Raw genomic sequence first — 24,911 nt, forward strand, 5'->3', positions numbered from 1 at the left:
GATCCTTCGGCACCAGGCTATCGAGCGTCACCATCTCAAGAGCCGTCTGGGTGGGGGCAGGTTTCTTCAACATGTCCCAATGAATCATAAACCCCTGGACGGTGCCAGGGGTTTGTCAGCAGTCTGACGGCGCCCCTGAGGCGCCGTTTTTCGTTTTTAGCAGATACTCACATGCCGCGATTAATCCATAAATTTGATAGAAATTTATCCTGCCTATATGGATGGCAAGGCAAGAGTTTTCCCGACCTTTCCCCCACATCAGACTTTCGTACTTCGCTCGCAGTCCGCCCATTTGCCATGATCAGCCTGCTCGGGGCGTTCGGCCTCATTCAGTCAGACGGGATATAACAATGACCAAGAACAAAAATCTTCACGGCTTCCACCTTTCGCGTCGCGCGGCTCTTGCTGCCGTCGCCGTTTCTGCTGCCGCGCTTTTTAATTTTGCGGCACCCGCGCCTTCCTTTGCCGAGGACAAGTCGATCAAGGTCGGCATCATGGCCGGCGAAGAGGAGGATGTATGGCGTGTGGTCACCAGCGAGGCGGCCAAGAAGGGCCTCAAGATCGAGACCATCACCTTCAACGACTACACTCAGCCGAATGAAGCGCTGGAGCGCGGCGAAATCGATGCCAACGCCTTCCAGCACCAGCCCTATCTCGACAACCAGATCAAGCAGCACGGCTATCACATCGTTCGCGTCGGTTATACCGGGGTCTGGCCGATCGGCCTCTACACCAAGAAGCACAAGTCCGTTGCCGAGATCCCGGAAGGGGCGGTCATCGGTGTGCCGAATGACCCCTCGAACGAAGGCCGAGCGCTGCGCGTTCTCCAGAAGGAAGGCCTGATCAAGCTGAAAGACGGCACCGGCATTCTGGCGACCGTTGCCGATGTCACCGATAACCCGAAGAAGATCGAGATCAAGGAACTTGACGCCGGTATCGTCGGCCGCTCGATCGACGATCTGGATGCCGGTATCGTCAACACCGACTGGGCGCTGAAGAGCGGTCTTTCGCCGGCCGAGCGCATTGCGCAGGAGCCGGTCGCCGACAATCCGTACCGCAACTTCATCGCCGTCAAGGACGAGAACAAGGATGCCGACTGGGTCAAGACGCTTGTCTCTTCCTATCAGAACGACACCGTGAAGGCCGAATTCGAAAAGGTCTACAAGGGAACGGGCCTCAGCGCTTATTGATCCAAGAGAAGGCCGGGGTTAAGGCCTGCCAAGAGGCGGTCCGGGCGTTCCTTGCCCGGACCGCCTTCAGTGTTTGTAAGGAAAAGCACATGAATTCGTTTGTTTCCACCACGGCGATCGAGGGACAGCAGCAAGCCGTCGCGGCCGAAGAGGTGGTGAGACTTACCGACGTCAAGCGGCGGTTCGGAGTCACCGCAGCGCTCGACGGCATTTCACTGACTGTGAAAAGGGGCGAGATCCTCGGCATCATCGGCCGCAGCGGCGCCGGCAAATCGACTCTGATCCGCTGCCTGAACGGCCTGGAGCGCGCCGACAGCGGCGAGATCTTCATCGAAGGCCGCGACATCACGGGACTTGCAGAACAGGAGCTGCAGCCGCTGCGCCGTCGCATTGGCATGATCTTCCAACATTTCAATCTGCTTTCCGCCAAAACCGTCGAGGAAAACGTCGCTCTGCCGCTGAAGATCGAGGGCGTTTCAAAGAACGAGCGCTTGAAGCGGGCGCATGAACTGCTCGATCTCGTCGGCCTTGCCGATAAGGCCAAGGCCTATCCCGCGTCGCTCTCCGGCGGCCAGAAACAGCGTGTCGGCATTGCCCGCGCGCTCGCCGCGCGCCCGGCGCTGCTGCTCTCCGACGAGGCAACGTCGGCGCTCGATCCCGAGACGACCCGGTCGATTCTGGCGCTGCTCAAGGACATCAACAGTAAACTTGGCCTGACCATTCTGCTGATCACGCACGAGATGGAAGTTGTGCGCGGCATTGCCGATCGCGTCGCCGTCATCGATGCCGGACGGATCGTCGAGGAAGGGCAGGTCTGGTCGGTCTTCGCCGACCCGCAGGCTGATATCACCAGGAGCTTGCTCGGCGGCATCCGCCCACAGCTTCCCGACCACATCGCCCGTCGGCTTTCGACAATCGCAGGAACCGAAGCCATTCTCAGCGTCGATCTTGCCGGACCAGAAGCGCAAGGTGCGCTCTTTGCCGAGCTCTCGGCGGCTCTGCCGCATTCCTTCCGCCTCGTCCATGGAGGCATCGATCACATTCAGAACCAGCCGGTGGCGCGGTTCTTCATCGCCATTCCCACGCGCGACTCCGGGCTTGCCGGAAAGGTCGAGCAATTTCTGACAGCCCGGTCCGCCCGGGTGGAGGTGCTTGGTTATGACACCGATCATGTTTGAACTGCTTCTTCGCTCGCTTTGGGAGACGGTCCTGATGACCGTCGCCTCGGGTGTGATCTCGCTCGTTGCCGGCCTGCCGCTCGGGCTTGCCCTCGTTGTAACGGCGCGCGGCGGCATCGCCGAAAACCTTTCGATCAATCGCGCCCTCGGCGCTGTCATCAACGGTTTCCGCTCGGTGCCCTTCATCATCCTGCTGGTTGCGCTGATCCCGCTGACGCGGCTGATCGTCGGCACCGCGCTCGGCACATGGGCGGCCATCGTGCCGCTCGCCATCGCCGCAACGCCCTACTACGCGCGCATCGCCGAAGTATCGCTGCGCGAAGTCGACCGCGGACTGATCGACGCCGTGCGCGCCATGGGCGGCAATCGCTGGACGATCATTCGTGAGGTGCTCGTACCCGAAGCGCTGCCTGGCATTGTCGCCGGTTTTACGGTGACGTTGGTGACTCTGATCGGCGCCTCTGCCATGGCGGGCGCGATCGGCGCCGGCGGCCTCGGCGATCTCGCCATTCGCTACGGCTATCAGCGCTTCGAAACCAATGTGATGATCGCGGTCGTGGCCGTTCTCATCGTTCTGGTCTGCGGCATCCAGTGGCTCGGCGACCAGCTGGTCGCCGGGCTCGACCACAAATAGTCAGCGCCGGAATCTGGCGGCGGGATGAGCGGCGGGCAACCTGCCGCTCTCGCCGCCGAAGAGCTTTTGCCGCAGCGGCCCTTCGCTGTAATCCGCCTTATAGACGCCGCGCTCCTGCAGCACAGGCACCACCAGGTCGACGAAATCGCGCAGGCTCTCCGGCGCCACCGTCCGCGCAAGATTGAAACCGTCGATGTCGCCCTCCTCGATCCAAGTCCTGAGATGATCGGCAATCTGCTCCGGCGAGCCCACGATCGGCTTCATCCGGCTCCCGAGCACCATCTGGTCGATGATGTCACGCTTCGTCACCGGCTTTGCCGCACGCTTGGTAATTGCCGCGAGCGCCGATTGGTTGGCGTTCGTCGAACTCTGGTCGATGACGTCGTCCGGACCATATTTTGAAAAATCGATACCGACGGAAGCGGAGTAATGCGCAAGTGAAGCTTCGACGCTGGCATGGCGTCGATAGTCCTCCAGCTTCTCCTGTGCCTGCCTCTCCGTCCGCCCGACGACGGCGGTGATTAGGTTCAGGATCTTCAAAGCGCCGGCGCCGCGGCCGAATGTCTCCGCTTTCGCCCGCAGCGCGTCGACGGTTGGCCGAACCGCCTTGGGGTTCGGGGCGGCGATGAAGACGCATTCGGCGTGGCGAGCGGCAAAATCCTGCCCGCGCGCCGAGGCGCCGGCCTGGAAGAGCAGGGGGGTGCGCTGCGGAGAGGGTTCGGAAAGATGGATGCCCTCCATCCTGTAATATTTGCCGTCGTGACGAACGGCGCGCACCTTCGACGGATCGGCATAGATGCCGCTCGCCCTGTCGCGCAAGACCGCGTCGTCGTCCCAACTGCCCTCCCAGAGCTTGTAGACGATCTCGAGATATTCCTCGGCTGCGTCGTAACGCGCATCATGTTCCGGCAACCTGTCGAAACCCATGCTGCGAGCAGCACTATCGAGATAACCGGTGACAATGTTCCAGCCGATCCGTCCCTTGGTCAGGTGATCGAGCGTCGACATGCGCCGCGCCAGCAGGAAAGGTGGCTCATAGGTGGTGTTGACGGTGACGCCGAAGCCCAGATGTTTCGTTACATAGGCCATCGCCGAAATCGGGATCAGCGGATCGTTGACGGGAATCTGTGCAGCCGCCTCGATGACCGGCGCCGGACTGCCCTTGTAGACGTCATAAACGCCGACAATATCGGCCAGGAAGATGCCGTCGAGCTTGCCGCGCTCAGCGGTCTCGGCAAACTCCGTCCAATAAGCGAGATCGGTATAGTGCATCGAACGGTCGCTCGGATGCGTCCAGAGGCCGTGATTGATATGCCCGACGCAATTCATGTCGAAGGCATAGATCTGCATTGTCTTCATGCGGCAGGTCCTAAGGCCGGCGATAGAAATCAATGATTTGCTGCTTTATTTATCCTAAGTCTGTATCGCACGAGGTGCTTGTGAAATGGTAGGCTACGGATGAAAAAAGCCGGAGGAAACGCATGACGAAGAAGACGCTGTCGGATTGGGAGGAACTTGCGCAGAAGGAACTGCATGCCGCGCCCGAGACACTCACCTGGCGCACGCCGGAAGGCATTGCCGTCAAGCCGCTCTATACGGCCGAGGATCTCGAGGGCGCCGAGCACCTTGGTTCGCTTCCCGGTTTTGCGCCCTTTACCCGTGGGCCGCGCGCAACGATGTATGCCGGCCGACCCTGGACGATCCGCCAATACGCCGGCTTCTCCACCGCCGAGGCGTCGAATGCGTTCTACCGCAAGGCGCTTGCTGCCGGGCAGCAGGGTGTCTCCGTAGCCTTCGATCTCGCGACCCACCGCGGCTATGACAGCGACCATCCCCGCGTCGAGGGTGATGTCGGCAAGGCCGGTGTGGCAATCGACAGTGTCGAGGACATGAAGATCCTGTTCGACGGCATTCCGCTGGAGATGATTTCCGTCTCCATGACGATGAACGGCGCCGTCATCCCGATCCTCGCTTCCTTCATCGTGGCGGGCGAGGAACAGGGTGTCCCGAAGGCCGAACTGTCCGGAACCATCCAGAACGACATCCTCAAGGAGTTCATGGTCCGCAATACCTATATCTATCCGCCCGAACCCTCGATGCGGATCGTCGCCGACATCATCGAATATACCGCAAGGGAGATGCCGAAATTCAACTCGATCTCGATCTCCGGCTATCACATGCAGGAGGCCGGCGCGACGCTGGTGCAGGAGCTCGCCTTCACGCTTGCGGACGGCCGCGAATATGTCCGCGCGGCGATCGCCAAGGGCCTCCATGTCGATGACTTCGCCGGAAGGCTCTCCTTCTTCTTTGCGATTGGCATGAATTTCTTCATGGAGGCGGCCAAGCTGCGCGCCGCCCGGCTGCTTTGGACCCGCATCATGGAGGAGTTCCAGCCGAAGAAGGCTTCCTCGCTGATGCTGCGCACCCATTGCCAGACGTCGGGTGTCTCGCTGCAGGAACAGGACCCTTATAACAACATTATCCGCACCGCTTTCGAGGCGATGTCGGCAGTGCTCGGCGGCACGCAGTCGCTGCATACCAATTCCTTCGACGAGGCGATTGCGCTGCCGACGGAATTTTCAGCCCGCGTCGCCCGCAACACCCAGCTCATTCTGCAGCATGAAACCGGCGTCACCAAGGTGGTCGATCCACTTGCCGGCTCCTACTACGTCGAAAGCCTGACGAAGGAACTGGCTGACACGGCCTGGGCGCTGATCGAAGAGGTCGAGGCGCTCGGCGGCATGACGAAAGCCGTCAATGAGGGGCTGCCGAAGCGGTTGATCGAAGAGGCCGCGACCCGCCGCCAGGCGGCGATCGACAAGGGCGAAGAAGTCATTGTTGGCGTCAACAAGTATCGCCTGGAGACCGAGGAAGAGATCGACATCCTGGCGATCGACAATGCGGCGGTACGCGGCGCCCAGATCAGGCGGATCGAAGAAACGAAGCGTCGCCGCGATGGCGCGAAAGCGGCCGAAATGCTTCACGCTCTTTCGGACGTCGCCCGCAGCGGGCGGGGCAATCTGCTCGCCGCTGCCGTCGAGGCGGCACGCGCACGCGCTACCGTCGGCGAGATATCGGATGCGATGCGGCAGGCCTTTGGCGATCACGCCGCAACGCCTGAGGTCATCAAGGACGTCTATGGCGAGGCCTATCGCAACGAGCCGGAGCTTGCCGTGTTGAAAACCCGCATGGCGGAGGTGACGGAGACGATGGGGCATCGGCCGAAGATCATGGTCGCCAAACTCGGCCAGGACGGACACGACCGGGGCGCCAAGGTGATCGCATCGGCCTTCGGCGATATCGGCTTTGACGTGCTCGCCGGACCGCTGTTCCAGACGCCCGACGAAGCAGCCAGGATGGCGATCGGCGAAACAGTCAATGTCATCGGTGTTTCATCGCTTGCGGCAGGCCACAAGACGCTGTTGCCGCAGTTGATCGACAGACTGAAGGAGCAGGGCGGCGGCGATATCATCGTCGTCTGCGGCGGCGTCATCCCCCGGCAGGACTATGAATTCCTGCACGAACACGGCGTTGCGGCCGTATTCGGGCCGGGGACGAACGTTCTCGAAGCGGCGAACTCCGTCCTCGACCTGCTGCAGGGCAGGCGGCGAAACCAATAGCTCATAACATTTGCGCAATTCCGGACGCAAAACCGCTGCGCACTTTTGCGGAATTGCTTAGAGCAGCCCGCGCTTCGCGAGGTTGCTCATCAGCGCCGAAATGCCGAAGGTCCAGGGCGGGCATTCGGTGGAGAGGCGCACCGTGTTGACGAGCGTACCGAGCCCCGCCGAAGAAATCTCGACTACGTCGCCGATCTTGTGCGTAAAGCCCTGTTTCGGCGCGTCGCGATCCTGCGTCGGCGCAAACAGCGTGCCGAGAAACAGCATGAAACCGTCAGGATACTGGTGGTGGGGGCCGAGCGTCTGTTTGACGAGATCGGTCGGGTCACGGCTGATCTGCGACATCGAACTCTTGCCATGCAGCACGAAACCATCCTGCCCGGTGACCTTCAGGTCGAGCTCGGCCTTGCGCACGTCATCCAGGCCGTAACCGGCATCGAACAGGCGGATGAAGGGGCCGATCGAGCAGGAAGCATTGTTGTCCTTGGCCTTGCCGAGCAAGAGCGCCGAGCGGCCCTCGACGTCGCGCAGATTGACGTCGTTGCCGAGCGTCACGCCCTTGATCTCGCCGCGGCTGTTGACCGCGAGCACGACTTCCGGCTCCGGGTTGTTCCAGGTCGAGATCGGATGCAGGCCGACATCCGCGCCCCACCCGACTGAGGAGAGCACCGGCGCCTTGGTGAAGACCTCGGCATCAGGACCGATGCCGACTTCGAGATATTGCGACCACATGCCCTCGTCGATCAGGGCCTGCTTGACCTTGGCCGCCTCGGGCGAACCGGCCTTGAGATTGGTGAGGCTACCGCCGATCAGCGCACTGACGCGCTCGCGGATCGAGGCGGCGCGATCGGGATTGCCGGCTGCCTTCTCCTCGATGACGCGCTCGATCATCGACTGCGCGAAGGTGACGCCGCAGGCCTTGACCGCCTGCAGGTCGGCGGGTGCAAGCAGGTGGGGATGCGCCGCATCCGGCGCTCCTGTGCTGTTGGCGGCGATCTCCTCCAGCGAACCGATCGCCTTGCCATTTGCGGCTCGGGCGAATCCGGCGGCATCCTGCCTCTCCAGCAGGACGCTCAGCGTCGGCGTTTCGCGCGACGTGATATCGATGAGCATTCCCTCCCGAAGCGTAACGATGCTCGGGCCGGCAATCTCGGGGTTCCAGACACGGCCGACAAAAAGACCGGCCCAAGCAGCGGCATCGAGAAGAGAATGAGACATGGTGATCTTCCGTCGCAGGCGAGCGGGGGAGCGCTCTTTATAAATTTTGAGGTCGTTGCCGCCCTCCAGCCCGGCAGCGGTCGAAATCGATCACATTCACGGAGATGGAGCAAGGTAGGTCGGGGAAAAAGACTTTCGCCGGATCGGATCGAATGGGTGGTCGGCGATCGGAATTCCAGTGAGCGAAAGGCGTAAATAACTATTTAGATACATAATAATCATTGTTTTACAGATGGTTAGATACACACACTAGCGATTTCACCTCTCACCTTGCCTTGACAGGAGCCAACTTTCGTTATCTGTTTTGGCCGACATGGATGATGCCGGCGTCGGCCGGCGCCAAGACAATCCCGGGAGGATATTGCAGCGATGTTGAGATTTGCCGTCGTCGGAATCGACCATGGGCATACGTTCGATCACGTGAAGGGATTGCTCGCCTCAGGCGGCGAGTTTGTCGGCTATTGCCCTCAGACCTCGGTGCCGGCGTTGCGCGAGGCCTTCGAGAAGACTTATCCCGATGTGCCGCAGATCGACCGGGAGAAGCTGTTTGCCGATCCGTCGATCGACGTTATCTGCATTGCCGCAATCCCGCGCGACCGCGCCGGTCTTGCCATCCGCGCGATGAAGGCGGGCAAGGACGTGATGACCGACAAGCCTGGCGTGACAACCTTCGCCCAGCTTGAGGAAGTCAAGAAGACCGTTGCCGAGACCGGCAAGATCTTCTCCATCTGCTTTTCCGAGCGCCATTGTGTGCGCTCTGCCGTCAAGGCCGGCAAACTCGTCGCCGAGGGCGCGATCGGCAAGGTGATCCAGACGCTCGGCGTCGGTCCGCACCGGCTGCAGTTGCCGACCCGGCCGGACTGGTTCTTCGATCCGGAAGCCTTCGGCGGCATTATCGTCGATATCGCTTCCCACCAGGTCGACCAGTTCCTGTTCTACACCGGCTCGACGTCGGGCGAGGTCATCGCCAGCTCGATCGGCAATTTCGGCATGCCCGACAAGCCCGCCTTCCAGGATTTCGGCGAGGTGCTGCTGCGCTCCGATAGGGCAGCGGGCTATGTCCGTGTCGACTGGTTCACACCGGAGGCGCTACCGACCTGGGGCGACGGACGCCTCACCATCCTTGGCACCGAAGGCTATATCGAGCTGCGCAAATATATCGATATCGCCGGCCGGCCGGGCAAGGATCACCTCTTCCTCGTCAACGGCAAGGAAATGACCCACATCGACTGCAGCGGTGAAAAACTCGACTATTTCGATGCTTTCACTGCCGACGTCGGCAATCGCACCCAGACGGCGATGACGCACGAGCACGTGTTCGAAGTCTGCCGCCTTTCGCTCGAAGCCCAGGCGAAAGCCGCGCGCATCGGCGCTCGCTGAGGAGGATATCATGACCAGGAAATTGCGCGTCGGGGTCATCGGCGCAGGCATCGCTGCGCGGCATCTGACCGGCTTCGGCTGGAACAAGGAGCTCTTCGAGGTTCCGGTCCTCTGCTCGCTCGACGAGGAGCGCGGCAAGGCGCTGTGCGAGGAATTCGGGATCGTCGAATACACGCAGGATGCCGATTCGCTGTTTGCTCGCGACGACCTCGACATTATCGACATTTCAACGCCGCCGAGCTCGCATTTCGAACTCTGCCGCAAGGGTATCGAATCCGGCAAGCACGTGATCTGCGAGAAGCCGCTCTTCGGCTCGATCGCCGAGGTCGACGAGATGGAACGCATCCTTGCGCGCTTCCCCGGCAGGAAGCTGATGCCGATCTTCCAGTATCGCTACGGCTCCGGCCTGCAGAAGCTGAAGCTGCTGATCGAGCGCGGCCTCGCCGGCAAGCCGTTCCTGACGACGATCGAGACCCATTGGTGGCGCGGCCCGGATTATTATGCCGTTCCGTGGCGCGGCAAGTGGGCAACCGAGCTCGGCGGCGGCCTTCTCGGCCATGCCATCCACGCCCATGACATGCTGAACTATGTGCATGGCCCCTGCGCCGAGGTGTTTTCCTATGGCGCCACGCTGGTCAATCCGATCCAGGTCGAAGATACGGCCGCCCTTTCGGTGAAGATGCAGAACGGCTCGCTGGCGACGCTGTCGATGACGCTCGGGTCACGCAAGGAGATCTCGCGACTGCGCTTCTGCTTCAACGATCTCGTCGCCGAAAGTATCATCGAACCCTATACGATGGGACGCGATCCGTGGACGTTCGTCGCGGGGACAGAGGAACATCGGGCGCGGATCGACGAGGCGCTCGCCACCTACGTGCCCGGCGAGGATGGCTACACCCGTCAGTTCGAACTCTTCCACAAGGCGATCGTTGAGGACAAGGAACCACCGGTGACTTTGCAGGATGCCCGCAATTCGCTGGAGCTGGTAACCGCAGCCTATTTCTCGCAGCGCACCGGCCGGCCGACGTCGATGCCGATCGCCGCCGATCATCCGCTCTACCGCTCCTGGCTCCCCGAAGAGGAACGCAGCGTCTGAGCAGGGGAGGGCCCTCCTATGCTGAAATCCTTCGAGCATGTCGGCATGACGGTCGGCGACATGGACCGCGCCATCGATTTTTACTGCGGCCTGCTTGGTCTCAGCCTCGTGCTGCGCAAGACGATGGCGAATGGCATGCAGGTGGCGTTCCTCGATGCAGGCGGCGGCATGCTGGAGGTATTCGCCCCACTCGGCGGTGCATCGAGGGCGGTCGACGTGCCTGAAGATACGGCCGGCGTCCGGCACCTTACCTTCCATTTCGACAATGTCGACGAGACCTTCGCCCGACTTGAACAGGCGGGCGTCGAGATCAAGGAGCGTCCGCGGCTCGCCGTCCATTCCGAGATGCTGAACAAGATCGCCTTCGTTCGCGATCCCGACGGCATCATCGTCGAGCTTGCCGAACGCTCTCAGAGCCGCCAGGGTTGACGCAGGTCCTGCCGATCGCTTCGCCGCGGGCGGTCAGACCGTCCCGCAGCAGATTGATCAGGCGCCGGATGAGCTTTGCTGTCATCGACAGCTCCCTTCAGCTTGCCCGCTTGGCGCTGATATAGTTGCGCCAGCCGCCAAGCGCCGTGATTTCCTCGGCATCTTTCACCGCATGGACCTCACAGAGAAAACCGGAAACGCTCGTGCCGTCATCGAGCGCCACTTTTCCGATGCCGAGCGGCGCCGGGATCTTCTGGACGAAGCGGCCGAAAGCATCGGCGGGCAGCGCCCAGACCTCGACCTCCAGCCCGCGGCCCTTGTAGCCCGGCTCACGGACAAGACCGGGCTTTGGCGGCACGGTGTCCGGCAGCACGAAGAGACGGTATTCGCCTGATGTGTTGCAGGTCTTGACTAGGCGGGCACCAGCGCCGGTCAGCTCATGATTGAGCGGCATGCCGGTCAGATGCGCGCCAACGACTGCGATTTCGACGAAACCGTCATCGCCAGGCGCAACACGGCTCGTCTCGGGGATAACAGCCCGCCGGTCGATGCCCATGCCGGAGCTTGCGGCGCGATGCAGCGCATCGGCAAGCGGCGCCAGCGCGTCATCGGTGAAGGCGGGTGCGATGACGGTGACGCCGCCCGGCAAGCCGCCTTTGCCGAACCCGGCCGGAACGGCAATCGCGGCGCAATCAAGCAGGTTGACGAAATTGGTGTAACGGCCGAGGCGGCCGTTGAGCACGACGGGATTGGCGAGCATATCGGCGACGGTGTAGGTGGTTGGTGCGGTCGGCAGAAGAAGCACATCCGCCTTTTCCCATTCGGCTTCGGTCTTGCGGCGCAGCTCCTCCAGCCGGTAGCGGCCGTCGAAGGCCTCGACCGCGGTCTTGCCTTTGGCGCCTTCGATGATTCCTCTGACGGTCGGATCGAAATCGGCGGCGTTGGTGGCGAGGAAATCCTCGACCGCGGCCAGTCGCTCGGCGACCCACGGCCCGTCGTAGAGCAGAGCGGCAGCCTCGCGGAATGGGGTGTAGTCGAAGGGAACGATGGTTGCCCCGAGCGCCTTTGCGCGCTCGATTGCCTGGTCGTAGAGCGCCTCCACTTCCGTGTCGCCGAAGAATTCCCGCTCGGCGCCTGCCAGGACGCCGATGCGCAGGCCCGATACCGGCAAGTTCGCCGGCTTGGCGCGGCGCGAGAAGGGATCGGCGGCATCGAAGCCTTCGGCGACCTTGCGGATCGCGACGCCGTCGCCGACGGTCGCGGCAAAGATCGTGATGCAGTCGACGCTCTTGCAGGCAGGGACAGCGCCGGTATTCGGCAGGAGACCCGGCGTCGGCTTGATGCCGACCAGATTGTTGAAGGCGGCCGGCACGCGGCCGGAGCCCGCCGTATCGGTGCCGAGCGCGAAGGCGGCGAGGCCGGAGGCGACCGTGACCGCCGAGCCGGAGCTTGATCCGCCCGAGATATAGGCCGCATCGAAGACCGAGCGCGGCGCGCCATAGGGTGAGCGCGTGCCATTGAGGCCGGTCGCGAACTGGTCGAGATTGGTCTTGCCGATGACGATGGCGCCGGCTGCTCTCAGCCGCGCGACAACGGTGGAGTCCGCCTTCGGCCGATACGCATAGGCGGGGCAGGCGGCGGTCGTCGGCAGGCCTGCGGCGTCGATATTGTCCTTCACCGCGAAGGGTACGCCCCAGAGCGGCAGGCTGTTTGCCTCAGGCGCGCGTGCCATCAAGTCTTTCGCGGCAGCGCGCAGTTCTTCGTCGGGCACCGGCGTAATGAAAATTGCCGCATCTCTAGAGGCGGCGCGACGGACAATCACCTCTTCGATGGCGTCGAGCGGCGTCAGGCCGGATTGATAGGCGGCGCGAAGGCTTGAGAGATCGAGAATGGTCGGCAGCATGTCAGCATTCCTCCAGGACGACGATGATATCGCCGGCTTTGACGTTTCTTCCCGGCCCAGCGCGCAGGTCGCGGACGCGGCCTGCCGCATGGGCGGTGACGTTGATTTCCATTTTCATCGATTCGATGATGGCAAGTGTATCGCCGGCCGCAACCGGGGCGCCCGGCTCGACCAGCAATTTCCAGATATTGCCGGGCACGGCGCTGGCAACCCCGAAGCAGCCGTCGGGAATATCCCCATCCGGGCTTTCACCCGTACCTTCATCGGTGACGAAGCTGTCGAGCCCTTCTTCCTTCCAGCGCTGGCGCTCGGCATCGAAGGCGGCCTGCTGGGTTGCCTTGAAGCGGCCGATCGATGCCGCGTTCGCCTGCAATTCTTTCTCATAGGCGGCATAGGAGAATTCCGTCTCCTCGATCCTGACAGGATAGCCGCCATGCGGGAAGGCGGCACGCGCCTCCGTCAGCTCCTGATTGCTGACCGGGAAGAAACGGATCTGGTCGAAGAAGTTGAGAAGCCAGGGTTTTCCTCTGGCAAAAGCCGGCGTCTCCCGCCATGTGTTCCAGACCTGGATGGTGCGGCCGAAGAGCTGATAGCCGCCCGGTCCCTCCATGCCGTAAATGCACATATAGGCGCCGCCGATGCCGACGGCGTTCTCAGGCGTCCAGGTGCGGGCGGGATTGTATTTCGTCGTCACGAGGCGATGGCGCGGATCGGTCGGGGTCGCAACCGGCGCTCCGAGATAGACGTCGCCGAGACCGAGTACGAGATAGCTCGCATTAAAGACGATATCGCGGACGGCCTGTTCGTCGGGAAGACCGTTGATGCGGCGGATGAACTCGATATTCGACGGGCACCAAGGCGCGTTCGGGCGCACGAGTTCCTGATACTTGCGCATCGCAAGCTCCGCATCCGGATCATTCCAGGAGAGCGGCAGATGCACGATGCGGCTTGGCACCTTGACCTCCTGTGCAGGGGGAAGCGTCGCCTCGATCTCGGAGAGCAGGCCGAGCAGGCGACGGCGCGTCAGCTGCGTGCCGTCATAGTGGATCTGCAGCGAGCGGATGCCGGGGGTGAGGTCGATGACGCCGGACAGGCGGGCCTCGATGACTGCCTGCATCAGCAGGTGCACCCGCAGCCGCAGCGCGATATCGAGCGTCATCGGGCCATATTCGACGAGCAGATTGTCGTCGCCCTGGCGGCGATAGACGACGGAAACCGGACCGTCTTCGCCGACGCCGACGATCGGCGAACCCGTCTCTTCTGCGGCCCGCCGCACCGCCGGACCGGCAATCGGGTCTTCCGGACGCGCCACGGCATGGAAACGGATGCGGTCGCCGGGCTTGAACTGGCCCATCTTCCACTGCTCCTCACGCGCGATCACAGCCGGACAGACGAAGCCGCCAAGGCTCGGACCATCCGGACCGAGGATGATGGGCATGTCGCCGGTGAAATCGATCGCCCCGATCGCATAGGCATTGTCATGCAGGTTGGAGGGGTGCAGCCCGGCCTCGCCGCCATCCCTACGCGCCCATTGCGGGGCCGGGCCGATGAGGCGAACACCGGTGCGGGCGCTGTTGAAATGCACCTCGTAGGCCGTCGAAAACAGCGTCTCGATATCGCTGTCCTCGAAGAAGTCAGGCGCCCCATGCGGGCCGTAGACCACGCCGACATCCCATTCGCGCGTCAAGGCGGCGGGCTCGACAGCTGGGTTAGCCGGTTCGGCTGGCGCCTGCCGGGCAAAATGCAGCACATGCCCCATCTTCAGTGTGCCGGTGGCGTTGCCGCCAAACTGGCCGAGGCCGAATGTCGCGCGCGAGCCAAGCACGACGGGTGCTGCAAAACCGCCGGCGACGGCCAGATAAGCGCGCTGTCCCGGTCCTTCGATCGTGCCGATCGACAGAACCTGGCCGGCCTGGATCGTGACTAGTTCGCCGTGCGGCAGTTTTACGCCATCGCATGTCATTGACATCCGGGCGCCCGCAAGCGCGATCGTCTGATCGGCATAAAACCGCAGTGTCGGGCCGGAAACGGTCAGTTCCAGTGCGGCCGTCACATCGGTATTGCCGACCAACCGGTTGGCATGGCGGAAGGAGCGCTCATCCATCGGTCCGCTCGGCGGCACGCCGACATGCCAGAGGCCGAGCCGGCCCGGCAGTTCCTGAATGCTCGATTGCGCACCCGGAGCGAGTACCTCGACGACATCGGGAACGAAGGCGAAGTCGCGCAGCGCCGTTGTCGCGACCTTGGCGCCGGCAAGAAGTTCGGACGCGGCGATGGTCCTGAGATAGTCGAGATTGGTCTCGATGCCTGAAATCGATGTCGCCGCAAACGCTGCCTTCAGCTTCTCGATCGCCGCCGGCCGGTCTTCCGCCGCCACGATCAACTTGGCAAGCATCGGGTCATAGAAGGGCGTCACCTCGGTTCCCGTCTCGATCCAGCCGTCGACGCGGGCATCATTGGGGAAAACGACCTCGGTCAACAGGCCGGCACTCGGGCGGAAATCGGCATGCGGCATCTCGGCATAGATCCGCATCTCGATCGCAGCACCCTTCGGCTTCAGGGCTCCCGCACCCGAGAGTACGTCCTCGCCCGCCGCCTGCCGGATCATCCATTCGACGAGATCGATGCCGAAGACGGCTTCCGTGACGGGATGCTCGACCTGCAGGCGGGTATTGACCTCGAGGAAATAAAATTCCTCGCGCAGGGGATCATAGATGAATTCGACGGTGCCGGCCGATTCATAGGAAACCGAGCGTCCCAGATCGACCGCCGCCTTGTGCAGCCGCACCCGTATTTCCGAGGAAAGGCCGGGGGCAGGGGTCTCCTCGACCACCTTCTGGTTTCGCCGCTGCAATGAACAGTCGCGCTCGGCGAGCGCGATCACTCTGCCCCTGCCGTCACCGAAGATCTGCACCTCGACATGGCGCGCTTCCGCAACGAAACGCTCGATATAGACACGCGCATCGCCGAAGCTGGCTCGTGCGGTTCGCTGCACGCTTTCGAAGGCGGCTTCGAGACCTGCCGCATCGGCGCAGAGCTGCATGCCGATGCCGCCGCCGCCGGCCGTGCTTTTCAGCATGACGGGATAGCCGACGGTCTCTGCGGCCGACAGCGCTTCTTCGACGTTCTGCAAGAGATCGGTGCCGGGCAGCAGCGGCACGCCGCTCGCTTTCGCCAGTTCGCGCGCCGTGTGCTTCAGGCCGAAGGCCGACAGATGCTCCGGTCGCGGGCCGATGAAAGCGATGCCTTCGGCGGCGAGCCGCTCGGCAAAGCCGATATTCTCCGAGAGGAAGCCGTAGCCTGGATGCACGGCCTCAGCCCCCGTCACCTTGCAGGCGGCGATGACGGCATCGACATTGAGATAGCTCTCAGCGGCAGGCGCCGGGCCGAGGCGCACGGCCTCATCGGCAGTCAGCGCCGGCTTGGAAAACCGATCGGCATCGGAATAGACGGCAACCGAAGCGATGCCCATCCGCCTCAATGTCCGGATAACCCGGACGGCGATTTCGCCGCGATTGGCGATGAGGACCTTGGTGAACATCAATCAGTCCTCGCCGTCCCAGATCAGCACCCGGATCGGCGTCGGATCGAAACCGTTGCAGGGATTGTTGATCTGCGGGCAATTGGAGATAACGCAGAGCACATCCATGTAAGCCACCAGCTCGACATAGTCCCCAGGCGCAGAAATGCCGTCGACGATGGTCATCTCGCCATTCGGCTTGATCGGCACGTTCATGAAGAAGTTGATGTTCGGCACGATGTCGCGCTTGCTCATGCCGTGCCTGGTCACCTCAAGGACGAAATTGTCGCGGCAGGCATGCAGGTATTTCGTGCCGTGACCGAAGCGCACGGTGTTGCTCTCGCAGGAGCAGGCGCCGGCTGAGGTATCGTGCCGGCCACAGCTGTCGGCTGTCATGACAAGCATGACGTTGCCTTCGTTCGAGATAATCTTCGTGCCGGTGCCGATATAGGCGCCACCTTGTGCCCGCATCGTATCCTGGTTGGAATAACGCTCGGCAAAATCATCGGCGCGATAGAACAGCGTGTCGATCGCCTGCTGGCCATAGCTGTCTTCGATGCGGATCGTCTGGCCCTTGCGGACGATGCCAGACCATGGCGCTTCGGCCGGAATGAAATGATCCTGAACGGCATTTTCGAGGCTGCGCGAAGCTGAAGTCTTGATGAAATCGTTCATCATCGTCTCTCCTCAGGCCAGCATCGCGGCGTTGTTCTCGAAGCCTCGAAGGGCTTCGGCGGTCGCCGTGCGTGCGAGATCGTCGACTGCGGGCACGGATGCGCGAAAGCGCGTGACGATGACAGGCTTCGGCGCATAGACCGGGTCGGGATCGAGGGGATGCGGGCAATTCGAGAAGCCGACGATCATGTCCATCTCGGCGCGCAGCTCGGCATAATCGCCGCTGTTGGAGAGCTTGCCGCGCCAGTGGAAGCCACCGTCATCGTCGACGCGGACAGGAGCGAAGAGATTGAGAATCGCAGGAATGTCGCGCCTGGCAAGACCGAGCTTGCCGGCAACGAGCACGAGATTGTCGCGGGTGTTGCGGGTCTTGGCGCCGGGATATTTTGCGGCGTTCGAAGCCGCCGTCGAGCCGCCCATCAGGCAGTCATGGGCACCGGAACTATCCTCGATCAGCGAAAACATCACCCGACCCATATCCGAGAAGATAACGCGGCCCTTGCCGAGAGCAGTCGTCCACTGCACCTTGACCGTATCGACAAGATTGAGCCTTTCGCTGGTGTCGGCAGCGTTCCAGGCGACAAGCGCCACGGTCGATCCGCCTTCGCCCTGATCGATACGGAGCGCCTCGCCGCACTTCAGCGCGGTCGACCAGTACCAGCCGCCGGGGATGGTTTCCTGGTGGATGATCGCGGCCGCATCGATGGCGGGCGCGGGCAGGGGGCTCGGCGCCGGCAGGGCCTTCGGGGCGAATTCCAACCCCTTCTTCTGATGTTCCTCGTAACGCTGCCGGTTGGCGGCGATTTCTTCGGGCGAACGCCTGACATGCATCATGGTTTTTCTCCTGACGGACTGGAAGCCGGGTCGTCCCGGCGAAGGCCCAGAGAAATGACCGGGCCGTCCCGGTCGGGGCTGAAGACGGAGGGCGCGCCGGCAAGCCTCGGCGGCCAGATCGAAATGTCCTTGGTAATGGTCGCGCCGTAGCGCTCCTTCTCTTCCGGGCGGTCACGCCGCCGCTCGAAGGCGACGACGCGCGTCGCCAGCGTGAAGGCCTCGCGCATGTCGTGCGTCACCATGACGACGGTCATCTGCGTTTCGTGCCAGAGCCGCTTCATCAAGGTATGGATTTCGGCGCGAATGCCGGGATCGAGCGCACCGAAGGGTTCGTCGAGCAACAGCACCTTCGGCTTCATGATCAGGGCCTGCGCCAGCGCCAGGCGCTGCTGCATGCCGCCGGATAGTTGCGCCGGATATTTGTCCTCGGCGCCGGAAAGGCCGACTTCGGCAATCAGCCGCCGAGCCTCGTCGACCGCGCTGCGACGAGCGGCGCCGAAAAGCTTCGCCTTGTAGCGGGAGGCGGAGAATTCCCGCCCGAGCAGCACATTGCCGAGCACGGTCAGGTGCGGGAAAACGGAATAGCGCTGGAAGACGACGCCACGATCCGGTCCCGGCTCGGCCGGCAGGGGTTCGCCGTCAAGCAGGATCGTGCCCCGCGTCGGCCGCTCCTGGCCGAGCAGCATGCGCAGGAAGGTCGTCTTGCCACAGCCGGACGGGCCCACAAGGGCGACGAAGGCCCGCGAGGCGACCGTCAGCGACACCTGTTCGAGCACGATCTGGTTGCCATATTCCTTCCAGACCTTTTCGATCACCAATTCGCTCATGCCTGCTTCTCCAGCTCAGACCAGGGGAAGACGGCGATGCGGATGCGATCGAGGATGTAGTTCATGACCACGGCGAGCAGCGTGATCCAGACGACATAGGGAAAGATGATATCCATCGAGAGATAGCGGCGGACGAGGAAGATGCGGTAGCCGAGACCGGAATCCGACGAGATCGCTTCGGCGGCGATCAGGAACAGCCAGGCGGGGCCGAGCTGAAGTCTGAGGCAGGTGATCAGTCGGGGCAGCACCTGCGGGAGCACGACGCGAAGGCCGATCTGCCAGGACGAGCCGCCGAGTGTTTCAGCCTTGACGATCTGTTCGCGTGGCAGTTCCAGCGCCTTCAACGCGAGGTCGCGGATCATTGTCGGTGCGACGCCGATGACGATGAGCGTGATCTTGGAGGCTTCGCCAAGTCCCATGGCGATGAAGAGGATCGGCAGCAGCGCCAGCGGCGGCACCATGGAAATAACAGCGACGAAAGGCGAGAGCAGCGCCCTCATATAAGGCAACATGCCGATCAGCATGCCGATGACAAGCGCGGTGATCGTGGAGATGCCGAGGCCGGCAAACAGGCGCACCAAGCTCGCCCCAGTGTCGGACCAGAGCAGATATTCGCCGGTGCGCGGATCGGCGACGAAGACCAGGCGATCAATCGCATCGGCAAAACCGGCAAAACCGGGCAGTAGCTTATCGTTGGCGTTTTCCGCCAGCCGCGCCGCCGAGCCGAAAGTGTAGGCAACGATCAGCAGCACGAAGGGCAGCAGCGTCAGGGCAAGCTGCGCGCCCCGGCTCGGCCTCGTATTGATCCAGCGCATAGGGAAGCTCCGCTTATAAAGGATGGCGGCGCGGGCAAGCCGCGCCGCTGCTTAAACATCGCTCAGAGCGAAGCGTCGGCGGCAGCCTTCATATAGCTCTCGGTGAAGCGCAGCTTGACGTTGCCGCTGTCGCCGAGAATTTTGCCGTCCGGCATTTCGATGCCGATCACATCAGCGGACGGCGCGCCATTGCCGAGCAGACCCTTTTCGAACAGGAAGTTGCGGACGAGATCCATCGTCTTCGGCAGGCTGCCCGACGCAGTAAATGCGACGGCATCGGCCGGCTTGGCGAACAGCTTGGTGGCGGCAAGCTGGGCTTCGAAGCCCTTGAGATCCGTGCCCGATGCCGAGCCCATTGCCTCCCGCGCAGCCTTGCCGTCGGCGCTGTCGGCCGTCAGGAGTGCTGCGGTCTCATACCAGATGCCGGCAAGTGCCTTGCCGAAATTCGGATTGTCCTTCAGCACGCCCGTATTGGCGACCATCAGGTCGATGATCTCGCCCGGCACCTGCGAGCTGTCGAAGACTTTCTTGGCCGTGGGATCTTCGAGAATGGTCGAGACCAGCGGGTTCCAGGTGACGACGGCGGTCACGTCAGCCGTCTTATAGGCGGCGACCATATCGGCATCGGAGGTGTTCACAACCTTCACATCGCGCTCAGTCATCTTGATGCCTTCGAGCGCGCGGGCCAGCAGGTAGTGCGAGACGGAGAATTCGACGAGGTTGACGTTCTGGCCCTTGATGTCGGCAAGGCTCGCCTTGTCCTTCAGGATGACGGCATCATTGCCGTTCGAGAAGTCGCCGACGATGACGGCCGTCGTATCGACGCCGCCGGCAGCCGGGATCGACAGGCCGTCCATATTGGTGAGGGTCACGGCATCGAACGCGCCTGCCGTATACTGGTTCATCGACTCGACGTAGTCGTTGAATTGGGTGACCTCGATCTTGATGCCGTATTTGTCGGCCCATTTCTTGACGATGCCGTGATCGGCCGCATAGCCCCAGGGCATCCAGCCGACGTAGATCGACCAGGCGACCTTGAAATCGGTCCTCTGCGCTGCATCGGCCCAGGTGCCCAAGCCCAGCATCAGGGAGGCAGTCAAGGCGGTGATGGAAAGAAGCTTCGAAAAAGTCTGCATTTGAAATTCCCCTTTTGCTTTTCTCAAAAAGGGATCGGCAAAGACCATCGCGCCGCCAATCCCTTGGCTTACGAGGTCTCCCGGGCTTTTGTCCCGCCGTGCATCCAGCGGGATGTCTCCCCACCGGCGGCAGCTCTCGGACCAGTCACGCCTCGCGACGTCGGAACCCTAGCCACCAACTCTGCAACTATCGCAGCAAAAGGCGTGCCAAATGACAAAGCATTGATTTTATTGAGCGGACAGTCAGTCTCATTCCTTGGGAAGTCGCACAGTGCATGCACTTGCACAGAAAATGTGCGCCTCATGCCATCAGCTTGGGCGCTGATCTCCTATGCTCCGTCAAAAGCCAGGAGAGCAGAGAGAAATCAGAATGCCGATCTGCGAACGGCCTTCGCGCTAGTTCCGGAAAGCGCCGGCGGGGATGGTCGTCACCAGCCTGATATCGCGGCGAAAATCCGACGGCGACATGCCGGCGATGTGGCGGAAGGACTTGTTGAAGGCGCTGATCGAGCCGAAGCCGCTGTCCATCGCCACCTGCAGCACGTTGGCGCCTTCGCTCATCAGCATCGCCTGAGCACGCGAGAGCCGCAGCAGTGTCACATATTTGCTGAGCGTCATGCCGGTCGATCGCTTGAACAGGTTCATCGCATATTTCGGATGCAGGTCGGCGGCGCGAGCGATATCGACCGAATCGATATCCTGCAGGAAGTTGGCGGCGATGAAATCGCACATGCGCGCGACGCTCCGCGACGAATGCGGCTGCGGCTGATCGCTTTCGAGACTGACGGCCGTCTTCGACGTCGTCATCGAATAGGGTTCGAGCGCGATGCGCTCGATGCGCAGCAGCAACTCGTCGACGGCATGCTGGGCCTTGGCGGGATCACCCGAGTTCACATATCGGACCCAGCGGGTGAAATTCTCGTTGTCGGCGGCATCCGTTGCCGAGGTCAGCAGCGTCTCGCCCGTCATCAGCCGGCTTGAGATGTTGATCGGCAGCCGCAGCCGGAAGAAATAGACGAGCGGCAGGTGCGCACCGGCATAGAGCGAATCATCCGAGGATTCATCCATCTGATGCGGCTGGCCTCCCCAGAAGAGGCACATCTCACCAGCGTTCAGCCGGAATTCGTGGTCGTTCATGAGGTAATGCACGGTGCCGCGCATCACATAGTTGACCTCAACCTGAGCGAGCCAGTGGGGCATGGCCATGATAGGCGGATGGGCTTGAAACATCTGCAGCGCTGTCGGCGAACCCTCAATGCTGCTTGCGCCGGGCTGGTAGATTGCACGCGTATCGACCTTACTTTCCGCCAAATCCATGTTCCCTTTTTAGGAGACAATCGCTCCCTTGCAGATAGTTTAAGCCCGTTCGTGAAAGATCGGCAATTGAAAAGGGAGGATTTTCAATGCGCTTCAAACTTCTTGCTGCGACCACTGCTGTCGCACTGCTCGCATCCGGCTCCGCATTCGCGCAGTCGGCCAATCTCACCATCTGGAGCTGGAATGTCGCCGCATCGGCATTGAAGTCCACGCTTGCAGGCTTCAACAAACAATATCCCGATATCAAGATCACCGTCGAGGACCTTGGAAACGGCCAGGTCTTCGACAAAACGCTCGCAGCGTGTGCTGCCGGCGGCGACGGCTTGCCCGATATCGTCAGCATCGAGAATTTCGAGGCTGAAATCTTCTGGAGCCGCTTCCCGGATTGTTTCGCAAACCTGAAGGAGCTCGGCTACACCCCCGACATCCAGGCGAAATTCCCTGACTTCAAGCGCACCGAACTTGAGGTCGGCGATGTCGCTTACGCTATGCCGTGGGATTCCGGCCCCGTTGCCATCTTTTACCGCCGCGACCTCTACGAAAAGGCCGGCGTCGATCCGAGCACGATCAGCACCTGGGACGATTTCATTGCCGCCGGCAAGAAGATTTCCGCTGCCAATCCCGGCGTCATCATGGCGCAGGCGGATTTCAACGGCGACAGCGAATGGTTCCGCATGATCGCCAACGAGCAGGGCTGCGGCTATTTCTCGACCGACGGCCAGAATATCACCATCAACCAGCCGGCCTGCGTCGCCTCGCTTCAAAAAGTGAAGGAAATGAAGGACGCCGGCACGCTGACGGCGGCCAACTGGGACGAAAAGATCCAGGCCAATACCGCCGGCAAGGCCGCAAGCCAGATGTATGGCGGCTGGTATGAAGGCACCGTGCGCTCGACATCACCCGATCTCAAGGGCAAGTGGGGCGTCTACAGAATGCCGAGCCTGACAGCCGATGGGCCGCATGCCGCCAATCTCGGCGGTTCTTCACTCGCCATTTCGGCAACGTCCGCAAACAAGGAAGCGGCCTGGAAATTCGTCAACTACGCCCTCGGCACCAACGAGGGTCAGGTCACGATGCTGAAGGAATTCGGCCTGGTACCGTCGCTGCTTTCGGCCGAGAAAGATCCTTTCGTCAATGAGGCACAGCCCTATTGGGGCGGCCAGAAGGTCTGGGCCGATATCCTGGCGACGCTGCCGAAGATCGTGCCGAGCCGCGGCACCGCCTTCCAGAGCGATGCCGAAGCCATCTTCAGGGCGACGCAGACGAAGTTCTTCGCCGGCGGCTACCCCGATGCCAAGGCGGCTCTCGACGATGCCGCCAAGCAGATCGCTTCTGCGACCGGCCTTCCGATCGCGCAATGAATGATGACGCCGGGCGCTTCAGGCGCCCGGCTTCCCCCGGCTTTGCGGCCGGTCATTCGTTCGTTTCGTAAGGAGGAGGCTGAATGCCGTTCAGAACCCGGAGCGCCTATGCGTTCCTCGCTCCCTATCTGCTGGTTTTCGCCGCCTTCTGGGTCTGGCCGATTATCGATTCGTTCCTGATTTCCTTTCAGAACACACGCATCAACCCGTGGAAATATAGTTTTCAGGCCAATTGGGGTCGGCTCTTTTACGATCCGGCTTTCTATAACGCGCTTTACAACACGCTGGTCATCCTGGTGATCCAGGTGCCCGTCATGATCGCACTTGCGACTGTTATGGCGGTCCTGCTCAACTCGCCGCTCTTGAAAGCGCGCCCGCTCTTCCGCTTCGCCTTCTTTGCGCCCGTCGTCGTCGGCGAGGTTGCCTATGCCGCCGTGTTCCGGCTGATGTTCAGCCTCGATTTCGGCGTCATCAACAAGCTGATTTCAGCCGCCGGCTTCAGTCCGGTGTCATGGTTCGACAATGCCAACGCCGCTATGGCGGTCATCATCCTGGCGGTCACCTGGCGCTGGGCGGGCTATAACGCCATCATCATCCTTGCCGGCCTGCAGGCGATTCCCGATGATGTCTACGAGGCGGCGACGCTCGACCGGGTCAGCAAGGTGCAGCAGTTCTTCCACATCACCCTGCCGCTCCTGAAACCGATCATCCTCTTCTGTGTGGTCCTCTCGGTCATCGGCACCATGCAGCTCTTCACCGAGCCCTTCCTCATCACCAATCGCGGTGGTCCGGGCGGCGGCACCGAAACGATGGGCCTCTTTCTCTACCGTCAAGGCTTCACTTCGCTCAATTTCGGCTATGCCTCGGCGATCGCCTATACGATGGCGGCCCTTGCCGTAACGATCTCGTTCCTCAATCTCTGGATCGGGAGAGATCCGAAATGAAATCCAAATCGCAATCCCTCCTGCTGCGGCAGATCGCGCTGCACGCCGCGCTGGCGCCGCTTGCACTCATCTGGCTGTTTCCGCTCTGGATGATGTTTGTCTTCTCGACCATGCCGGACAACGCCATCTTCAATCCCGAAATCGTGCTCTGGCCGTCGACCAACTTCGTCGAAAATTTCAAGAACCTGCAGGCCGATACCGATTTCATCGGCGCGATGGTGATCTCGATCGGCGTCGCGATCATATACACCTTCCTGTCCGTATTTCTGACCTCTATGGCGGGCTGGGCGCTGGCGCGTTACCGTTTCGTCGGCCGCTCGATCATCATCGCCATCATCCTCGGCACGATCACCTTGCCGTTTTCCGTGGTCGTCATCCCGCAATTCATCATGGTGGCGCGCGAATTCCGGCTGGCGAACACCTGGGTGGCGCTGATCGTGCCGCCGCTCTTCAATTCGCTCGGCGTGCTGTTCATGCGGCAATCCTTCTCGATGATGCCGGGCGAACTCTTCGATGCTGCCCGCGTCGAGGGCGTCAAGGAATGGCAGATCTTCCTGCGCATTGCCCTGCCGCTCGCGCGGCCGACCATGGCGGCGCTCGCGATCATCCTCTTCCTCGCCTCTTGGAACAACTACCTCTGGCCGCTGCTGATCAACTCCAGACCAGGAATGATGACGGCGCCGGTGGCACTTGGAACGCTGATCGGCCTCACCAAGGTGTCATGGGGCGGCATCATGGCCGGGGCCGTGCTGCTGACGGCACCGATCCTCGTTGTCTTCGTGGCTTTGCAACGTCACTTCATCGCCGGCATCGCGGCCGGCGCAATCAAATAAT

The 24,911-nt window shown here is 61.9% G+C and carries 20 protein-coding genes and 1 riboswitch; of the genes, 10 read left to right on the top strand and 10 right to left on the bottom strand.

Annotated elements, in window-relative coordinates; all coding sequences use genetic code 11:
- The first annotated feature begins 350 nt into the window (after positions 1–350).
- The 3 genes from EFD55_RS23170 (at position 351) to EFD55_RS23180 (ending at position 3,002) form a co-directional block, all read left to right on the top strand.
- A complete protein-coding gene (locus EFD55_RS23170) occupies positions 351–1,190 on the top strand; it encodes a MetQ/NlpA family lipoprotein (protein WP_125847786.1) in 840 nt (279 codons plus the stop codon).
- Between the two features lie 89 nt (positions 1,191–1,279).
- On the top strand, positions 1,280–2,368 hold the full coding sequence (locus EFD55_RS23175) for a methionine ABC transporter ATP-binding protein (protein ID WP_125847788.1): 1,089 nt from the start codon (positions 1,280–1,282) through the stop codon (positions 2,366–2,368).
- Positions 2,349–3,002, top strand: coding sequence for a methionine ABC transporter permease (locus EFD55_RS23180; RefSeq protein WP_125847789.1), 654 nt, complete (start codon positions 2,349–2,351; stop codon positions 3,000–3,002). The genes EFD55_RS23175 and EFD55_RS23180 overlap by 20 nt, the downstream gene beginning before the upstream one ends.
- On the opposite strand, the gene EFD55_RS23185 is transcribed toward EFD55_RS23180, so the two are convergent.
- The gene (locus EFD55_RS23185) at positions 3,003–4,361 is read right to left on the bottom strand and encodes an LLM class flavin-dependent oxidoreductase (protein WP_125847791.1); all 1,359 of its coding nucleotides are present in this window, start codon (positions 4,359–4,361) and stop codon (positions 3,003–3,005) included. It abuts the gene before it with no gap.
- Positions 4,362–4,483: 122 nt separating this feature from the next.
- Here EFD55_RS23185 and scpA point away from each other — a divergent pair, with 122 nt between their 5' ends.
- Positions 4,484–6,622: a methylmalonyl-CoA mutase gene (gene scpA / locus EFD55_RS23190; RefSeq protein ID WP_125847793.1), complete on the top strand. Its 2,139-nt coding sequence runs from the start codon at positions 4,484–4,486 to the stop codon at positions 6,620–6,622.
- A gap of 57 nt (positions 6,623–6,679) precedes the next feature.
- Here the strand turns inward: scpA and EFD55_RS23195 are convergent, their stop codons facing one another.
- Positions 6,680–7,840: a fumarylacetoacetate hydrolase family protein gene (locus EFD55_RS23195; RefSeq protein WP_125847799.1), complete on the bottom strand. Its 1,161-nt coding sequence runs from the start codon at positions 7,838–7,840 to the stop codon at positions 6,680–6,682.
- Positions 7,841–8,209: 369 nt separating this feature from the next.
- On the opposite strand from EFD55_RS23195, the gene EFD55_RS23200 reads away from it, so the two are divergent.
- From EFD55_RS23200 to EFD55_RS23210, 3 genes are read left to right on the top strand one after another with little or no spacing between them, the layout of a single operon-like run.
- The gene (locus EFD55_RS23200) at positions 8,210–9,220 is read left to right on the top strand and encodes a Gfo/Idh/MocA family protein (RefSeq protein WP_125847801.1); all 1,011 of its coding nucleotides are present in this window, start codon (positions 8,210–8,212) and stop codon (positions 9,218–9,220) included.
- A gap of 10 nt (positions 9,221–9,230) precedes the next feature.
- The gene (locus tag EFD55_RS23205) at positions 9,231–10,316 is read left to right on the top strand and encodes a Gfo/Idh/MocA family protein (RefSeq protein ID WP_125847803.1); all 1,086 of its coding nucleotides are present in this window, start codon (positions 9,231–9,233) and stop codon (positions 10,314–10,316) included.
- A gap of 18 nt (positions 10,317–10,334) precedes the next feature.
- Positions 10,335–10,745: a VOC family protein gene (locus tag EFD55_RS23210; RefSeq protein ID WP_125847805.1), complete on the top strand. Its 411-nt coding sequence runs from the start codon at positions 10,335–10,337 to the stop codon at positions 10,743–10,745.
- A 97-nt stretch (positions 10,746–10,842) separates the two neighbouring features.
- On the opposite strand, the gene atzF is transcribed toward EFD55_RS23210, so the two are convergent.
- From atzF to EFD55_RS23250, 8 genes are all read right to left on the bottom strand, one after another.
- Complete coding sequence (gene atzF, locus EFD55_RS23215; RefSeq protein WP_125847807.1) at positions 10,843–12,648, bottom strand: allophanate hydrolase; 1,806 nt, start codon at positions 12,646–12,648, stop codon at positions 10,843–10,845.
- A gap of 1 nt (position 12,649) precedes the next feature.
- Complete coding sequence (gene uca, locus EFD55_RS23220; protein WP_125847809.1) at positions 12,650–16,189, bottom strand: urea carboxylase; 3,540 nt, start codon at positions 16,187–16,189, stop codon at positions 12,650–12,652.
- Between the two features lie 3 nt (positions 16,190–16,192).
- Positions 16,193–16,843 carry an urea amidolyase associated protein UAAP2 gene (locus EFD55_RS23225; protein ID WP_125848011.1) on the bottom strand — a complete coding sequence of 217 codons (651 nt, stop codon included), beginning with the start codon at positions 16,841–16,843 and terminating at the stop codon, positions 16,193–16,195.
- A 12-nt stretch (positions 16,844–16,855) separates the two neighbouring features.
- Positions 16,856–17,677, bottom strand: a complete 822-nt coding sequence (locus tag EFD55_RS23230; protein ID WP_125847811.1) for an urea amidolyase associated protein UAAP1 — start codon at positions 17,675–17,677, stop codon at positions 16,856–16,858.
- The gene (locus tag EFD55_RS23235; RefSeq protein WP_125847813.1) at positions 17,674–18,504 is read right to left on the bottom strand and encodes an ABC transporter ATP-binding protein; all 831 of its coding nucleotides are present in this window, start codon (positions 18,502–18,504) and stop codon (positions 17,674–17,676) included. Before EFD55_RS23235 ends, EFD55_RS23230 begins: the two co-directional genes overlap by 4 nt.
- Positions 18,501–19,319: an ABC transporter permease gene (locus EFD55_RS23240; RefSeq protein WP_125847815.1), complete on the bottom strand. Its 819-nt coding sequence runs from the start codon at positions 19,317–19,319 to the stop codon at positions 18,501–18,503. The genes EFD55_RS23235 and EFD55_RS23240 overlap by 4 nt, the downstream gene beginning before the upstream one ends.
- 62 nt (positions 19,320–19,381) lie before the next feature.
- Positions 19,382–20,455: a putative urea ABC transporter substrate-binding protein gene (locus EFD55_RS23245; protein WP_125847817.1), complete on the bottom strand. Its 1,074-nt coding sequence runs from the start codon at positions 20,453–20,455 to the stop codon at positions 19,382–19,384.
- Positions 20,456–20,530: 75 nt separating this feature from the next.
- Positions 20,531–20,638: riboswitch (guanidine-I (ykkC/yxkD leader) on the bottom strand.
- Between the two features lie 213 nt (positions 20,639–20,851).
- Positions 20,852–21,772: a helix-turn-helix domain-containing protein gene (locus tag EFD55_RS23250; protein WP_125847819.1), complete on the bottom strand. Its 921-nt coding sequence runs from the start codon at positions 21,770–21,772 to the stop codon at positions 20,852–20,854.
- Positions 21,773–21,858: 86 nt separating this feature from the next.
- Here EFD55_RS23250 and EFD55_RS23255 point away from each other — a divergent pair, with 86 nt between their 5' ends.
- The 3 genes from EFD55_RS23255 to EFD55_RS23265 all read left to right on the top strand — a co-directional run bounded on the left by EFD55_RS23255 (position 21,859) and on the right by EFD55_RS23265 (position 24,910).
- The gene (locus EFD55_RS23255) at positions 21,859–23,133 is read left to right on the top strand and encodes an extracellular solute-binding protein (protein ID WP_125847821.1); all 1,275 of its coding nucleotides are present in this window, start codon (positions 21,859–21,861) and stop codon (positions 23,131–23,133) included.
- 83 nt (positions 23,134–23,216) lie between these two features.
- The gene (locus tag EFD55_RS23260) at positions 23,217–24,077 is read left to right on the top strand and encodes a carbohydrate ABC transporter permease (protein ID WP_125847823.1); all 861 of its coding nucleotides are present in this window, start codon (positions 23,217–23,219) and stop codon (positions 24,075–24,077) included.
- Entirely contained in the window at positions 24,074–24,910 is an 837-nt protein-coding gene (locus tag EFD55_RS23265; protein ID WP_125847825.1) for a carbohydrate ABC transporter permease, read from the top strand. The genes EFD55_RS23260 and EFD55_RS23265 overlap by 4 nt, the downstream gene beginning before the upstream one ends.
- The last annotated feature ends 1 nt before the right edge of the window (position 24,911 follow it).

Origin of the sequence: Rhizobium pisi, from assembly GCF_003938655.1 — a bacterium.
GTDB lineage: Bacteria > Pseudomonadota > Alphaproteobacteria > Rhizobiales > Rhizobiaceae > Rhizobium > Rhizobium pisi.

Excerpts from the sequence above, each read along its gene's own strand:
- EFD55_RS23170 (WP_125847786.1), top strand. The coding sequence starts at position 351 with ATGACCAAGAACAAAAATCTTCACGGCTTCCACCTTTCGCGTCGCGCG.
- EFD55_RS23175 (WP_125847788.1), top strand. The coding sequence starts at position 1,280 with ATGAATTCGTTTGTTTCCACCACGGCGATCGAGGGACAGCAGCAAGCC.
- EFD55_RS23180 (WP_125847789.1), top strand. The coding sequence starts at position 2,349 with ATGACACCGATCATGTTTGAACTGCTTCTTCGCTCGCTTTGGGAGACG.
- EFD55_RS23185 (WP_125847791.1), bottom strand. The coding sequence starts at position 4,361 with ATGAAGACAATGCAGATCTATGCCTTCGACATGAATTGCGTCGGGCAT.
- scpA (WP_125847793.1), top strand. The coding sequence starts at position 4,484 with ATGACGAAGAAGACGCTGTCGGATTGGGAGGAACTTGCGCAGAAGGAA.
- EFD55_RS23195 (WP_125847799.1), bottom strand. The coding sequence starts at position 7,840 with ATGTCTCATTCTCTTCTCGATGCCGCTGCTTGGGCCGGTCTTTTTGTC.
- EFD55_RS23200 (WP_125847801.1), top strand. The coding sequence starts at position 8,210 with ATGTTGAGATTTGCCGTCGTCGGAATCGACCATGGGCATACGTTCGAT.
- EFD55_RS23205 (WP_125847803.1), top strand. The coding sequence starts at position 9,231 with ATGACCAGGAAATTGCGCGTCGGGGTCATCGGCGCAGGCATCGCTGCG.
- EFD55_RS23210 (WP_125847805.1), top strand. The coding sequence starts at position 10,335 with ATGCTGAAATCCTTCGAGCATGTCGGCATGACGGTCGGCGACATGGAC.
- atzF (WP_125847807.1), bottom strand. The coding sequence starts at position 12,648 with ATGCTGCCGACCATTCTCGATCTCTCAAGCCTTCGCGCCGCCTATCAA.
- uca (WP_125847809.1), bottom strand. The coding sequence starts at position 16,189 with ATGTTCACCAAGGTCCTCATCGCCAATCGCGGCGAAATCGCCGTCCGG.
- EFD55_RS23225 (WP_125848011.1), bottom strand. The coding sequence starts at position 16,843 with ATGAACGATTTCATCAAGACTTCAGCTTCGCGCAGCCTCGAAAATGCC.
- EFD55_RS23230 (WP_125847811.1), bottom strand. The coding sequence starts at position 17,677 with ATGATGCATGTCAGGCGTTCGCCCGAAGAAATCGCCGCCAACCGGCAG.
- EFD55_RS23235 (WP_125847813.1), bottom strand. The coding sequence starts at position 18,504 with ATGAGCGAATTGGTGATCGAAAAGGTCTGGAAGGAATATGGCAACCAG.
- EFD55_RS23240 (WP_125847815.1), bottom strand. The coding sequence starts at position 19,319 with ATGCGCTGGATCAATACGAGGCCGAGCCGGGGCGCGCAGCTTGCCCTG.
- EFD55_RS23245 (WP_125847817.1), bottom strand. The coding sequence starts at position 20,455 with ATGCAGACTTTTTCGAAGCTTCTTTCCATCACCGCCTTGACTGCCTCC.
- EFD55_RS23250 (WP_125847819.1), bottom strand. The coding sequence starts at position 21,772 with ATGGATTTGGCGGAAAGTAAGGTCGATACGCGTGCAATCTACCAGCCC.
- EFD55_RS23255 (WP_125847821.1), top strand. The coding sequence starts at position 21,859 with ATGCGCTTCAAACTTCTTGCTGCGACCACTGCTGTCGCACTGCTCGCA.
- EFD55_RS23260 (WP_125847823.1), top strand. The coding sequence starts at position 23,217 with ATGCCGTTCAGAACCCGGAGCGCCTATGCGTTCCTCGCTCCCTATCTG.
- EFD55_RS23265 (WP_125847825.1), top strand. The coding sequence starts at position 24,074 with ATGAAATCCAAATCGCAATCCCTCCTGCTGCGGCAGATCGCGCTGCAC.